This window comes from Streptomyces sp. NPDC051677 (genome assembly GCF_044453465.1).
Taxonomy (GTDB): domain Bacteria; phylum Actinomycetota; class Actinomycetes; order Streptomycetales; family Streptomycetaceae; genus Streptomyces.
Genome location: NZ_JBITCT010000104.1, coordinates 1 through 14228, shown reverse-complemented (window position 1 = coordinate 14228; position 14228 = coordinate 1). Strand labels below are relative to the sequence as shown.

General features: G+C 68.7%; 12 protein-coding genes and 1 pseudogene. 8 read left to right on the top strand and 5 right to left on the bottom strand.

What is annotated here, in order from left to right:
* Positions 1 to 97: 97 nt before the first annotated feature.
* The 4 genes and pseudogenes from ACIBAF_RS48060 to ACIBAF_RS48045 all read left to right on the top strand — a co-directional run.
* Positions 98 to 754 (top strand): annotated as a pseudogene (locus ACIBAF_RS48060) (DUF3631 domain-containing protein); the annotation flags it as partial.
* 451 nt (positions 755 to 1205) lie between these two features.
* Positions 1206 to 2015, top strand: coding sequence for a DUF2637 domain-containing protein (locus ACIBAF_RS48055; protein ID WP_399472981.1), 810 nt, complete (start codon positions 1206 to 1208; stop codon positions 2013 to 2015).
* 185 nt (positions 2016 to 2200) lie between these two features.
* Positions 2201 to 2854 (top strand): plasmid mobilization relaxosome protein MobC, encoded by a 654-nt coding sequence (gene mobC / locus ACIBAF_RS48050; RefSeq protein WP_399472985.1) that lies wholly within the window; start codon positions 2201 to 2203, stop codon positions 2852 to 2854.
* Positions 2851 to 4569, top strand: coding sequence for a relaxase/mobilization nuclease domain-containing protein (locus ACIBAF_RS48045; protein WP_399472979.1), 1719 nt, complete (start codon positions 2851 to 2853; stop codon positions 4567 to 4569). Before mobC ends, ACIBAF_RS48045 begins: the two co-directional genes overlap by 4 nt.
* Before the next feature lie 212 nt (positions 4570 to 4781).
* Here ACIBAF_RS48045 and ACIBAF_RS48040 read toward each other — a convergent pair whose 3' ends face one another.
* From ACIBAF_RS48040 to ACIBAF_RS48020, 5 genes are all read right to left on the bottom strand, one after another.
* The gene (locus ACIBAF_RS48040; RefSeq protein WP_399472977.1) at positions 4782 to 5204 is read right to left on the bottom strand and encodes a hypothetical protein; all 423 of its coding nucleotides are present in this window, start codon (positions 5202 to 5204) and stop codon (positions 4782 to 4784) included.
* Between the two features lie 143 nt (positions 5205 to 5347).
* Positions 5348 to 6214: a DUF6192 family protein gene (locus ACIBAF_RS48035; protein ID WP_399472975.1), complete on the bottom strand. Its 867-nt coding sequence runs from the start codon at positions 6212 to 6214 to the stop codon at positions 5348 to 5350.
* A gap of 273 nt (positions 6215 to 6487) precedes the next feature.
* Positions 6488 to 7174 (bottom strand): DUF317 domain-containing protein, encoded by a 687-nt coding sequence (locus ACIBAF_RS48030; RefSeq protein ID WP_399472983.1) that lies wholly within the window; start codon positions 7172 to 7174, stop codon positions 6488 to 6490.
* Between the two features lie 479 nt (positions 7175 to 7653).
* Entirely contained in the window at positions 7654 to 7896 is a 243-nt protein-coding gene (locus ACIBAF_RS48025; RefSeq protein WP_399472973.1) for a DUF397 domain-containing protein, read from the bottom strand.
* Positions 7893 to 8774: a helix-turn-helix domain-containing protein gene (locus tag ACIBAF_RS48020; protein WP_399472971.1), complete on the bottom strand. Its 882-nt coding sequence runs from the start codon at positions 8772 to 8774 to the stop codon at positions 7893 to 7895. Before ACIBAF_RS48020 ends, ACIBAF_RS48025 begins: the two co-directional genes overlap by 4 nt.
* 247 nt (positions 8775 to 9021) lie before the next feature.
* Between ACIBAF_RS48020 and ACIBAF_RS48015 the strand changes: the two genes are divergently transcribed.
* From ACIBAF_RS48015 to ACIBAF_RS48000, 4 genes are all read left to right on the top strand, one after another.
* Positions 9022 to 9513, top strand: a complete 492-nt coding sequence (locus ACIBAF_RS48015; protein WP_399472969.1) for an ATP-binding protein — start codon at positions 9022 to 9024, stop codon at positions 9511 to 9513.
* A 344-nt stretch (positions 9514 to 9857) separates the two neighbouring features.
* Positions 9858 to 10781: a TauD/TfdA family dioxygenase gene (locus tag ACIBAF_RS48010; RefSeq protein ID WP_399472967.1), complete on the top strand. Its 924-nt coding sequence runs from the start codon at positions 9858 to 9860 to the stop codon at positions 10779 to 10781.
* Complete coding sequence (locus ACIBAF_RS48005; RefSeq protein WP_399472965.1) at positions 10778 to 12946, top strand: B12-binding domain-containing radical SAM protein; 2169 nt, start codon at positions 10778 to 10780, stop codon at positions 12944 to 12946. Before ACIBAF_RS48010 ends, ACIBAF_RS48005 begins: the two co-directional genes overlap by 4 nt.
* Positions 12943 to 14139: a UDP-N-acetylglucosamine--N-acetylmuramyl-(pentapeptide) pyrophosphoryl-undecaprenol N-acetylglucosamine transferase gene (locus tag ACIBAF_RS48000; RefSeq protein WP_399472963.1), complete on the top strand. Its 1197-nt coding sequence runs from the start codon at positions 12943 to 12945 to the stop codon at positions 14137 to 14139. The genes ACIBAF_RS48005 and ACIBAF_RS48000 overlap by 4 nt, the downstream gene beginning before the upstream one ends.
* The last annotated feature ends 89 nt before the right edge of the window (positions 14140 to 14228 follow it).

Here is a 14228-nt window from a genome sequence, read left to right as displayed (position 1 = left end):
GGCATCGCGACCCGCTACGACAAGACCGCCGAGTCCTACCAGGCAGCTGTCACGCTCGCCTCGCTCCTGATGTGGGCGTGACATTTGAAGACAACGCCTAGCGGGCATCGGCGACCTGCCCGACACGATCATGGACCGGTCGGTGGTGATCCGGATGCGCCGCCGGGCCGAGGGCGAGAGCGTCAAGCCCTTCCGCTCCCGCCGCGACACCCCGGCCCTGCACGACCTGCGTGACCGCATCGCCGCATGGACACGGCCGCTGCTGGACGAGGCCGCCGACATGGAACCGGTAATGCCGGTGGAGGACCGCGCCGCCGACACCTGGGAACCCCTCGTGATCGTCGCCGATCTCGCCGCCGGCCCCTGGCCACGCCTCGCCCGCGCGGCGTGCGCGCAGATGGTCAGGGCCGAAGCGGAGGCCGAGGAGGACCACCCCAGCTCAGCGCGGATCCTGGCCGACATCCGCCGGGTCTTCGTAGCCCAGCGGGAGGTCGACAGCCTCTCCACGGACGAACTCCTACACCACCTGCGCCAAGACCTGGAAGGCCCGTGGGCGGAGTGGGGTCGCAAGGGACTGGGCCCGCGTGAGCTCGGCTCGCTGCTGCGCGCCTTCGACATCAGGCCCGGCAACGTCCGCCTCGCCGACGGCACTCAGCGCAAGGGCTACACACGCAACAAGTTCCTCGACGCATGGCGGCGCTACTGCCCGACCGTCCACCCAGTCGACACCGGTCCCGCGCGCAGCGAGGGCTGAGACCCACCCAGTCCCCGGTTGCCGTCCTTGCCGTCCCTGCCGTAATCCCGCAGGTCAAATGGCATGCAGGCAAGACGGCAACCGGGGCCAGGACGGCAACACGATCATGACCGACGTTGCTGCCCGCCGGGACGCCGCCCACATCCGTCTTGTGCCGTCCCGGACGTCCCCGCCGTATCACCGCAGGTCACAGCACATGCGGCCGGGACGGCAAGACGGATGCGAACCGTCCGCAGCCACCGAACCGCAGCACCCGCCGTCCGTACGTGCCCCCAGGACGCGTCGGCGCCGCCAAGACGGAACACCGACCCCCCTGCCGTACCGGCCCTGACCTGCGCTTGCAACGGCCGGGACGGCAAAGACGGACCACGCCACAACCCCAGGAGAACCCCGCTTGACCACCCTCTCCACACCCACCCACCGGGACCATCGCCCTGGCGAAGGACGGCCGATGACGAGCAAGCAGGCCGCTGAGCGGTACGCGCTCGTCGCGGCGGGCGTTGTCATCGTGGCGCTCACCGCCGGCGGATTCTGGCTGTCGTACGCGCATCTCGCAGAGGTCGCCGGACAGCACGGCCTCAAGAACTCCCCAGTCCGCCAGTGGGCCTGGCCCGCGACCCTGGACGCCTTCATCGTCGCGGGTGAACTCCTCATGCTCCGCGCGGGGCTGCGCCGCGTCGCCGACGGCTGGGCCATCGCCCTCACCGCCACCGGATCGATCGGTTCCATCGCCCTCAACGTGGCCGGGGTCAACGGAACGGGCAACACCAGCGCCGTGCCCCTCCTCGACTACGTGGTCGCCGCGGTTCCCCCGACAGCCGCGCTTCTGGCCTTCGGCGTCCTGATGCGGCAGATCCACCAGCTCGTCGCCGACCCACCCGACGCCACCGAACGCCACAACGGTCTACCGCAGCCAGCCGGTCTCGACGTGGCGGACGGTCAGGCCGACGTGGCTCGGGGTGCTGCCGAGGTGGCGCAGGGCGCCGCCACTATGACGGCAATCCCGCAGTCTTCCGCCGAGCCGGAAGACCAGAAGCCCAGCGCTGCCTCCGACGAGTACCTCGCGATTGCCCGTACCGCGCCACTGGGACGCGGAGACCGTGCCTCGCGCCGCCACATCGAAGCGACGATCCGCGGCAAGGGCCTCCCGATCGGCAGGGCCGACGCGGAAAAGCTCAAGGACGTCCTGCAAGCCGAACTCGATGAGGCCACCTCTCAGCGGCAGGACGACCTCGACATGAACCCCGCCGGCGCCCCCTGAGCCCCCGCGCTCCCATCGCTCCGGCGCAACGCGCATCGCTCGTCCCCGCGCAGGTCCGCGGGGACGAGCGACCGCACCGCAACGAGTCAACCCGACACCGCCGCTCCACCCGTCCTCGCCCTGACAGGTGGGACGAGGTCGACCGGTCACTGACTGGCTATCAACACCCCATGGAGAACCACCTCATGCGCAACCGGCACCACGAACCCCCGTCGCCCCAGCAGGAGATGACCACCACCCCAACCACAACGCCAGCAAGGTATCCCGCTGGACCGTCCAAGGACGGCCGCAACGGGGAAGTCTCCGCCCCGGGGGTGGCGGAGGACCTCGGGCGCCAGGGGGCACCCGAGGGGGAACAGGCCGCCGACACCGCCGCCGCTGTGCAGCTGCCGCGCGCCGCCGAAGCCGCCGCGCTGCACCGTGTCGCCCGACGTCGCAAGCCCGACCCGAACGGCCAGCGCAAGCAGCGTGTCGATGCCCGCTACAGCGTCGACGAGAAGGTCGACATCCTGCGCATGGCCCGGTCACTGAACATCGCCGGCGCCCACTACGTCGGCGCCGTCGTCATGGCCCACGTCCATGGCGACCTCGGCCTGCCCGGCCAGCGGACCCCACTCGACGACTACATTGACGAACTGACCGCCCTCCGTGGCGAAGTCGCCAAGATCGGCCACAACATCAACCAGATCGCCAAGAAGCTCAACTCCGGAGGCCATCCACACCCTGTGGACACCGCACTCCTGACCCAGGCCGAGCGCACCCTGGACGCCGTCGGCGCCACAGTCCGCCACATCGCGGCAGCCTCGAACGAGGCCGTCTCCAAGAAGGCGGCCCGGTGATCGCGAAGATCCTCAGCGGCAAGGAGACCGCGGGCCTGATCCGGTACTTGTTCGACACGAAGAAGGCCAAGGACCACACCGACCCGCACCTGGTCGCCTCCTGGGACGGCTTCGCCCCCGACCCCGGCCGTGCCGACGACTTCGACGCCACCAGGAGGCTCCTCGTGGCCGACCTGGACCTGCACGTCAAGCAGGCCCGGCGGCTGGGCCGCGCTCCCGAGCAGCACGTGTGGCACTGCTCGATCCGCGCCGCCGAGAGTGACCGCATCCTCAGCGACGAGGAGTGGGCCGACATCGCCCGCCGCGTTGTGACGGCCACCGGCATAGCACCGGACGGTGATCCGGACGGATGCCGCTGGGTCGCCGTCCGCCACGCCCCCGACCACATCCACATCGCCGCCACCAAGGTCCGCGCGGACCTGCGCACCGCACGCCACTGGAACGACAACCACACCGCCGACCGCGAACTCGCCGCCATCGAGAAGGAATACGGCCTGCTCCAAGTGGTCCGCGGTGACCGCACCGCCGCGAAGCGGACCACCCGCGCCGAGCAGGAGAAGGCCCGCCGCGCCGGCCACGAGAAGCCCGCCCGCGAACGGCTGCGCGCCACCGTGCGCACCGCCGTGGCCGCCGCCACCAGCGTCGAGGAGTTCGTCCACCTGCTCAACCACATCGACGGCGTGCTCGTCGAGGTCGTCCACTTCCCCTCGGGCGACGTGCGCGGCTACAAGGTCGCCAGCGAAGACACCACCACCGCCGACAACGAGCCCGTCTGGTTCTCCGGCTCCGAACTCGCCCCGGACCTCTCCTTCCCCAAGATCCAAAAACGCCTGGAGAGCATCGCCCCACAGCCCGCTGACAAGCCAGGCCAGCGCAGGCCCAACCCCTGGCACCAGGCCACCGCCGCCGCCGAACGCCTCCCCCACCACCTCGACCAGGACGACGACGAAGCCTCCCAGGCCCACCTCGCCGCCTTCGGCGAGGCCCTCGACGCCCTCCCCCTCCTCGCACCCCAGACCCTGCGCCCCCAACTCCGAGATGCGGCGACCGCGTTCGAGCGTGCCACCCGCTCCCGCATCCGGGCCGAACACCACCACGCCCGCGCCCTGCGCGGCGCGGTACGGGCGATGGTCCGCGAGCCCGCCCCCAAGGACGGCGCCGTCCTGGCGATGTTCCTGGACGCGGCGATCCTCGTGGTCCTTGCCGCTGCCCGCTGGCACCAGCTCCGCCACCACGACCAGCAGGTCGCCGCCGCCCAGCAGACACTGCTCCACCTCCAGGCCGCCTACGACCAGACCGCAGCCGCACCCCTGGCCGCCCTCGCGCAGCGCCAGCCACCCCAGCAGGCCGTGGAACGGCAGATCCGCCGCCTACGCCAAGTCGTGCCCGAGCACGCGGAGCAGATCATCGAAGACCCCGCTTTCGCGGCTCTCACCACCGCTCTCGCCAAGGCGGAAGCAGCCGGACACGACCCGGAACGGCTCCTCCAGCAGGTTGCCGACCAGCGCGCTCTGAACGACGCCCGCCGCCCGGCACGGGTCCTGGCCTGGCGCATCCAACGCCTCAGCGAAAGGCCGGCACTCAGTGCACAAGCCCGCGCAGCACAAGCCCACAGCCCAGCCTGGGCCGACAGCGCAGCACAGCGCCCGGACGCTCCAGAGCCCACGGCAGCAGCCGCCCCGGCCCCGCAGCCGTCACAGGCACGACGGCGCTGATTACGACCGCACGGACCGCCTGGGGGTGTCCCGTCCCGCTTCACGTTCCCTTCCGGGCACCCCTTTGACCTGCCCGACAGCCTGGACGCGAGAGCCCGCGCCAACGACCGGCGCGGGCTCTCGTCGAAGTCAGACGTGGGCCGTCAAGCTCAAGCCCGTGCCGGCCAGGCCACGCCCACCCTTCGCTTCTGTGGCCGGTCGGTCGCGGCGGGTCACACCGGCTCGGCCGGCTCAAGGATGTCCCTGGCATCCTCGACGACGAGTTGCAGGTGGCGCTTGAGCATCCGCAACTGTTTGGTCCGAGACTGCTTAGCGTGCGGGAGAACGGTGCCCGTGAGCACCCGGTAGCTGCGGGTCGCCTCCCCGCCGAGACGCATGATCTCGTACGACTCAGCCACGTCTGGAAGGTACGCCGTGCGGTACACGTGCCCATGCGGGTCGTAGCTATATACCGCGTCGGTCCCTTTCATGCCCGGAAGCGCTTCTCGCAGGACGCTCAAGCCATGTCGTGTCTGGGATGCGGTGAGGCCGGTCCAGTCCATGAGCTCGACGAAGGTGAGTCCCCGTGTGCCTGCCCTATGCAGGGCGTCGTACACGCTCCGGGCCAAGAACTCGGGGCGCTGGTGCGCGGTCATGGTCGTCTCCTCGCCCCCCGGCCGGAGGAGTGGTCACCTCGCGCCGAGTTTCCGTTCGCCTCGTCCAGCCCCTTGTTGTCGATCATCTCTGCTCTCCTTCCCATGCGCGCCAGGGAAGGACGTCTATTTCCGCCTGTCTGTCGTCACTCTCCAGCGATCAGCCGCTCCAGCGCCGCGTCCATATCGGTGCTGCCGGTATCCAAGACGTGCTCTGTCCACTCGACGGCCGCTGTCACCCGGCTGAGGCCCTCGCGGATGGAGTCCTTGGAGTCGTCTGAGAGTTCGGCCAGGTGCAGGCCCGGCAGGGTACGGCCGATGCCGCTCGCGAACGAAGAGCACAGGCCCAGCACGGTCAGGACCTCCTGCTGTTCGTTCAACTTCTGGACCTCCGGGCGCCTTCGTGTCTCTTCGCGGGCCTCGCGGATTCTGTCGGTCTGCGCACGGTTGAAGGTCTCCCGGACGTGGGGTTTCTCCGCGACGCGCTTGACCACGGCCGGCTTACGCATGATGGCTCGCTCGACTACTTCGACGGTGGTTTCGTCATCGAGCAGGTCCTCGACCTGGCGAAGCCTCTCCTCCATGTTCTCGGGCACTCGGGTCTTCCAGCCGAGGGCCCGTTGGGCGGCGTCACACGTCCAGCGCCGTTCGCCAGTCTTCCGATAAACCGGCGGGTTGTTGATCATGTCGAATCGGTCGTGATGGTGAGACAGGATCGAGTGGACATACCAGCACACGTTCTTGGCGCGCTGCTTCTTTGGCCACGCTCCGGCTACGAGTCGATACTCTTCGAATCGCTCGCTCGGCAGTCCGATCTCCTCGGCGTAGTTCGCCAGCAGTTTGTATGCCTTCATCGGCGGCCGTTTGCCCTTGGGCGGCAGAGGGACCATCTCCAGGCCGATGTCACCCAGTGCAAACTGGGTGGAGCTTTCGGAGCCGACAAGCCTCTGGCCCTTATGCACCAGGTCTGTCCACTCGTTCGCACGGTAGTTGGTGACCAGGCTCGTGGTCATAGGGACCTCCGAAGGAACCAATCTCCCGGTAAGTGCATTTTATGCCAAAAGGCCAAAAACGCCTTGTCTGCGTACGGGCCCTGGGATGCCGGGGCGCGGCAGTGGGATCTTTCGGAGATCAAGGTGGGGCTGGGCTGGCAGGGCAAGGGGAACCTCAGCCCGCCAGTGAACGCGTAGCCCGCCCTACCCGAGAGTCCCCACGACACATCCGCCCGAGGCACCGGTGATCGGCGGCGAGCCGTATACGACAGCGGCCCCTCAGAGCGGGCGCTGTCAGTTGCGGCGGACGACGGTGAGCCGCCCTTCGGCGCTCGCAGGGACGGTTCGGCGGGGCACCGGGACCGGCGAGGCGAGCGAGGCGGAGAACGCCGCCACCAGCTCATGGGGGACGTTGGTGCTGAAGCTGGCACACCACAGATACGGGGCGCTGACGACGGGCTCCGCCCATGCCTGCCAGCCCAGCAGGTCGGGGCGCGGGTCGGCGTCCTGGATGAGTGGCGGCAGCATCTCCAAGGAGACGCTGCAGGAAAACCCGGGGTCCGTGGCGGTGGTGTGGGGGCGGTCTACATCGCGGATCCAGCCTCGGGCACTCAGAGCGTTGATCACCGTCTCCGACCCCTCGGAGCCGAAGTCGGGCGCCTCGCGGGTGTTGATCGCCACGAGGAGATCGGCGAGCGCCTCGTACGGGACGCCGGCCGTGAAGTACGCGTTCCAGGCCGGCACCGCGGAGGTGGGATGCGTACGGGCGCTCAGCTGCCAGGCAACCGGGAGACCGCCCAGTTCGAACGGGTAGGACGCGAGGATCCATTCCGCGCCGCGCAACTCATCTGGGCTGACGTACAGCAGGGTGTGGCGGGAGGTAGGCCACATGCGCCAGCCGAGGCCAGCCAGGGTGTCACCGATCCGTTCGGCGAGTACGCCGTCGTCGCCGGCCAGATGACGCGGGGTGACCCAGTACACCGGGTCCGGTGAGTCGGGATAAAAGGGGTCGCTGGGGTGGTGCGGGTGCAGGGGCGCCTCCGACAGGCTCGGGATGGGCCGCTGGTCGTCGTTGACCTGCGGATTCGCAAGGTCGTCTACGGTGACATGCCGGTACCCGGCGCACCAGTGGTTTCGGGATCCTTCCTGTCTGCCTCCGGCGAACTGGTCAAAGCTCGGAGTGAACCGCGTACTCAAAGGGGCAAGCGGGGCGGACCTGCTGATGCCACCGCCTGTGCGGGCGCAGCCTCACGGGAAAACACAACCAGGCAGCTCTGCCCGAGCCAGCGGGAGCACGACCGGCGGGGGATCAATGGCATCGCGCGTCGGCGGAGTGAAGCCACAGCGGCAGGCGGCTCCCTCGGCTCAGTCGAAGAATGCCGGCCGAGGGGGCCGCTACTGCCTGACATGCGAAACAGACCAGGCAGTAGCCACAGGCGGATCGGTGCTGGGCTCGTCGCCTACCGTTCGTGCCGCGCGTGACGGATGTCCTTTATGAACGCCGAAAACGAGGTCGGTTCGAAGAGCAGCGCCGCCTCTTCGGGCCTCTTGCTGTCGCGGATCGCTACACCGGCATACAGCGTTCCGGTGAGGTCGGCGATCTCGACGCAGTTGTTCCCGGCGCCGTCGGAGTACGACGACTTGAACCAGGGCGCGCCCGCGCCGGTGAGCTCGCGTGCGGTGTGGGTACGGTTCTGGGTCATCTGTTGATCTCTCGCGTGAGTTGTTGCAGGAACGCGGGGGTGTCCTCCGGCGGCAGTGCGGACGCCGTGAGGGCGTTGAACTTGCGGGTGAACCGGCCTACTTCGCGCGGCTTGTCGGAGACGGACGAGGCGCTCCACGCGTTGTCCACCTGCACCGAGGTCGGCATGCCGTCGTCCAGGTGCAGGATCGTGAAGTCGTGCACGGACAGGTATCCGCGCAGCGTCTGGGGGAGCACCTGAACGCTCACGTTGGGCTGCGAGGCGAGCTCGGCGATCTCCTGGTACTGCTCCCGCATCACGTCCGGGTCTCCGACGATGTATCGCAGAGCCGGTTCGTACAGCACGGCTCGCAGACGTAGCGGATCCTCCTCCCTGGTGAGGGCCTCCTTGCGCCGGAGGCGGACCTGGATGTTCTTCTCGATGAACTCCGTAGTGGTCTCCTCGATCGGCTTCGCGAGTTCGTACAGCGCGCGTGCGTATGCCTCGGTCTGCAGCAGGCCGAGCACGAGCGCCGGGTGGAAGGCCCAGGTCTCGCGGGCCGCGGTCTCGATGCCGATGAAGCGCGGCATGCCCGAGGGCATCGTGGACCGAAAGGGGGTCCACCAGTCCTGGCTGGCGCCGTCGCGCTGGATGTGCAGGAGTTGTTCCACATCGCGGTCGTCGGTCACGCCGTACAGCTCCAGAAGGGCGCGTAGATCGCCGGCGCTGCGCAGGTCCTGGAGCCCCTTCTCGACGCGGTGCAGCTTGGTGACGTACAGGCCCTTGATGGCGCCGCTTCCGGCGACGTCCTCAAGCGTCATCCCGGCGCGTTCGCGCAACTGTCGCAACTCGTAACCGAGTTCGATACGCCGCACGGTCGGCCTGGGTTTGGCTGCCATGTGCTCGCCCTTCCATCGCATGCGTTCGCCGAAACCGCGATGCGCGCAGTCTGACACGCGATACGCGTGCCGCAACAGACCATGCGTTTGCGGCGGCATGTGCCATTTTCGTTCGCGGAGAAATTTCTGTTGGTGTTTCGTTGCAAAGCAACTCTCGCACGCGGCACGGTTGTTGGACCACGTCGGGCGCGCCACGGAAGCGTCCAGCTTTTGCGGCTCCCCACGACCTCTGAGGAAGGACTGGGCGATGGTCTCCTCGGCTCCGACCACGACGCTTTCGGTCTCCACCTGTCCCGTGCGAGAGGCCGGCACCTTCAAGATCGGCCCCGGTGCTGGGCTGGCGTCGCCGGTCGACGTCGCGTTCGTACGGGAGGCGTCGCGTGTCGAGCAGGCGCGGCGTATCGGAACGGCGTGGCTGCGGCACGTGTGCCGTATGCCCACGGCCCAGGTCGACTCCGCCGAGGTGGTGATCTCCGAGTTGGTCAGCAACGCGATCATCCACGGACACGGCACGACCATCGGTTTCCGCATAAGACATCGTGCAGACGGACAGGTGGGGCTGGAGATCAACGATCACTCGCCGTCCGCGACGCCCGAGCCTCGGAAGGCCACGCCGGACGCGGAGAGCGGGCGTGGGCTGTGGCTGGTGGACGCTCTCGTCGCCGAGCTCGGCGGGACGTGGGGGTTCAGCGCCGATGGGACGGTCGCGTGGTGCGTCTTCCCGCTCCTCGGGGCATGACCCAGGCGCGCTCGGAAGTCCGAGCCGCCAAGGACTACGGTGCTCAAGAACTTACCGTCGGCCCCTGTCCTGGGGACCCTGCCACCCGTTGCGGCTGCTGAGGAGCTACGCCTTCGGCTGGTTGCAGTTCGCGGTGCTGGTCATGCCCGTCCTGCTGGTCCTCGGAGCCGTCCTCGGCCTTGACCACACGTAGGCCACGTTCAGCGCCCGCACCCGGCCGCCACCGCGATATCCCCCGACTCGATCACCAGCAAGCACCTGGGGTCCCGAGTGGGTCGCCCTCGCGGGTCCGCGCGTCCGTGCGCGCCACTCTCATTCGCTCACTCCACTTGAGGAGCACCTCTATGCCCATTCCCGCGCCGCGCACGCACCGAGTGACGCTGCCGAAAGACCTCGTCTCCGAGCTCGCCTGCCACGCCGCATCTCTCCCGGACTGGGAACTCGCCCATGGTCTGCTGTCCTCGAAGACCGCCGCGCACTACCGCCATGCCCTTACCGGCCTTTCCTGCATCCGGGATTTCGTCGCGACCTGCGACCGGCTCCTGAACGACCCCGACGGCGAAGGCTTCGCCGTCCTGGAGTTCGCCGATCTCCTCGACGCCACCCCGACCGAGGAGGTCGGTCTGCGAGCCGTGACGGCTCTGCTCTCCCTGATCGCGACCCCGCTCCGCGCCTTCGACCGCTGGCCGCTGTGGAAACCGCTCGGCACCAACCTGGACATCGACCCCATGCGCGCCACCGGCACCGGTTACAACCCGATGCACCTGGACATCGTCAACTCGACCTGGCCGCCCGACTACAGCGCCCTGCTGTGCGTGCGCCCTGACCCCAGGGGCCAGGGCCAGAGTCTCGTCTCGCAGGTCCGTCGGGCCATAGACCGGCTCGGCTATGCCGAGGCCGACCTGCTGTCCCACCCGAAATACGAGGACGGCTCCTTCTACGACCTGACGGGCGTCGGCGAGGAGTGGAATCCCTTCCCGATCATCGACGGCCTACCGCCGATGGAAGGGTTCGTACGGTTCACGGCGAAGATGCTCGCCGGCGTCGACCCCGACGACCCGTACACCAAGGCCGCCCGATCCCTGGAGCGCGAGCTGGTCATCGGGCACCGAAGGTTCCGACTCGACCGCGGCGACATGCTGATCGTCAACCAGCACCTCTCCTGCCACGGACGGGACCCTCTCGGCAACGGCCAGGCAGACGTACCCGAGGACGAGCGCCGACTGCTCTTGCAGATCTTCCTGCGTCGCGAGGAGGCCCTGGCATGACGACTCCCGTGCCGCTGCCGATTCCCACCGTCGCCACCTCGCGTGAACGGCCGAGGGTCACGCTTGCAGTGTGGCTGGCTGACCTCACGTACACCCAGCAGACGATCTCCGCCGAGACGATGCCGCAGGCGATCGCGGGCCTGGCCACTTACGCGGCGACGAAGATGGATCTCGTCCACCCGGTCCGCATCTTCAAGTACCCCGAGGCGCTGGCGACCGCCCTGGAGGAGGACGGGCCACCCGATGTGATCGGCTTCTCCCACTACATCTGGAACAGCCACCTCTCGCTCGCCTTCGCTGAGCTGATCAAACGGCGGTTCCCGCGGACGACGGTCGTCCTCGGCGGCCCGCACTACCCGCTTCACCGCCCGGAACAGACCGCCTTCTGGCACGAGCGCCTGGCGGGGAAGACCGACTTCTACATCGAGGGAGAGGGCGAGCCCGCATTCGCCGGCCTTCTGCGCACCCTCAACGACTTCGACCGGGCCGAGGTCCGCGGCCACATCTCCGGCGTGCACTGCCTCAGCGACGACGGAATGTTCCACGCCCCGTCGCCGCGACTGCGGATCCACAACCTCTCCGTCGTCCCCTCCCCGTACGCGGCCGGCCTCATGGACGAGTTCTTCGACGGCAAGCTCGTCCCTACCGTGCAGACCAATCGCGGATGCCCGTTCAAGTGCACCTTCTGCCAGGAGGGCACCTCGTACTTCCAGCGGGTCGCCAAAAAGCACGCCAGGCACATCCACGACGAGCTGCACTACATCGGCCGCCGCATGAAGCCCCTGGTCGAGGCGGGCACGGCGCGCAACGAACTCCTAATCACGGACAGCAACTTCGGCATGTTTCCCGAGGACCACGAGACCTGCAGGGTGATCGCCGAGTGCCAGCAGCTCTACGGCTGGCCGCGTGTCGTCAACGTCACCACCGGCAAGAACCAGCGCGACCGCGTTCTGTCCGCCGTCTCCCAGGTCCCGGGGGCGATCAGCCTCTCCGGCGCCGTCCAGTCCCTCGACCCCGACGTCCTGCGCAACATCGCCCGTACGAACATCGACTCCGGCAAGCTCATGGAGATCGCCCTTGCCGCAGCGGACGCCGGGGCGAGCACGTACAGCGAGGTGATCCTCGCCCTGCCTGGCGACTCCAAGGCGAAGCACCTCGGCACCCTGCGCCAGCTGGTGGACGCCGGGTTCGATCGCCTCAATATGTTCCAGCTCACCCTGCTGCCGGGCAGCGAGATGTGCACCGACGCCTACCGGAGCAAGCACGGGCTCGTCACCAAGTGGCGTGTCATGCCGCGCTGTTACGGTGCCTACACCGCGCTCGGCGAGGAGCTGCGGGCCGCGGAGCTGGACGAGGTGTGCGTCACGGTCCCCGAGATGCCGTACGAGGACTACCGGGAGTGCCGGGTGATGAACCTGCTCCTGGCATCCCTCTACAACGGCGGGGTCTTCGCCGTCCTCCTGGCCATCCTGCGCGCCCACCAGATCTCCCCCATGAGCTGGCTGGAACGAGCACGAACCCTCGCCCACGGCCCCGCCCTGGCAACCGTCCTGAAGGACTTCGAGGCCGAGACCGACGAACAGCTGTGGGACGACCGCACCGGCCTCCTCACCTACGCCACCGAGAACATCGACCACTACATCGAGGGCCACCTGGGTAACAACCTCCTCTACACCTACCGGACGCGGATCATCTCCGAGGCCCTGGAGGACGCCACGGACCTCGCCGCCCGTGCCTGCCTCGCCCTGCTCCGTGACATCGGCGTCGGCCTGGGCGGCGGCACCCTGATCGAGGCACTCGTGCGGGAGGGCGCCGACTACCACCGCCTGATGCTCTCCGAGCTCTTCCGCACCGACCCGCCCGAGGTACTGCACCAGACAGCCCGCTTCGACCTCGAAGCTCTCCTGACGGCAGCGCAGCGCCGCGAGAACATCCGCGATCCACGACGCTTCCAGCACCCAGAGGCAGGGGTACGCGAATTCGTCCTCACCGGCGACCAACAGCGCACCCTGCGCACGTATCTGGGCCAGTTCGGAACCACTCCATGGGGCGTCGGACGGCTCCTCACCAAGGTCCGGCTGCCTGATATCGTCCGCCAAGTCCGAATGTCCCCAGGCCCGGGTACGGTCCCGGCGCCCGCCGGAACGGGAAGCCCCACGACGTGACCAGCGCAGACCTCGACCGCCGTCTCGCCGCCCTGGGCCGGCCCTTCCGGCTGATCGTCACGGGCGGCGGCACCGGCGGGCACACCTATCCGGCGCTCACAGCCATCCGCACCGCGGGCGCCCGGCTCGGCCGCCTCGGCATCGGTTTGGACGTGCTGTGGGTAGGCACCGAGAGCGGTCTGGAGGCCCGCGTCGCCGAGCGTGAACACATTCCCTTCAAGACGGTGGCAACCGGCAAGATCCGCCGCTCCAGCAACCCGCTGAAGCTGGCCTCTCCGGCGAACATCAAGGACATGGGACGTGTCCCGCTCGGCGCCGCCCAGGCCCGCACCATCGTCTCGGACTTCAAGCCGGACGTGGTGCTGTCCACCGGCGGCTACGTGGCCGTCCCGATTGGCCTCGCAGCCAAGTTCTGCCGCCGCCCCCTGATCATCCACGAGCAGACGGTCCGCCTTGGGCTGGCCAACCGAGCCTTGGCCCGGGCCGCCACCCGCGTCGCGGTCTCCTCCGAGTCGACCCTGTCGCTCCTGCCGGACTCTGTACGCAGCTCGGCCGTCGTCACGGGCAACCCCGTACGCCCGGAAGTCCTCACGGGCGAGCCAGACAAGGCGATCAGCGCACTCGGCCTCACGGGCTTCGACCGATCGTTGCCCACCGTCTACATCACCGGCGGCGCCCAGGGCTCGGTCCAGATCAACACCGTGGTCCGCGCGGTCCTGCCCTGGTTGCTCACCCAGGCCAACGTCATCCACCAGTGCGGTGCCACCTCCATCGAGGAGTCGCGCCAATACGTGGCTCAGCTCCCGGCCGAGGTCCGGCCCCGCTACTTGGTCATGGACTTCGTCGGCCCGGAGCTTCCCGACGTGCTGGCACTGGCCGACGTCGTCATCTCCCGTAGCGGCGCCGGAACGATCGCCGAGCTCACGGCCCTCGGCAAGCCGTCCGTCCTCATCCCTCTCGCGACGTCGGCCGGCAACGAGCAGGAGCACAACGCCCTCCACCTTCAGCAGGCCGGCGCCGCGGTCGCCCTGGTGAAGGGCGCGGTCACCTCGGACGGCCTTCGTGCGGCGGTCGGCCGGATCCTCGCCTCACCCGTTCAGCGCAAGGACATGGCGCAGCAGGCCCGGTCCTTGGGACGCCCGGATGCCGCCGACCGCCTCACTGAGGTGCTGCTGGATGTCGCCACCGGTTAACCTCGATCTTTCGTGAGGGTCCGTCGACGGAGTCGGCGGGCCTTTTCGGTTTCCGGGGCGGGTGGTGGGCAGGCCGGTGGCCCGGCTGT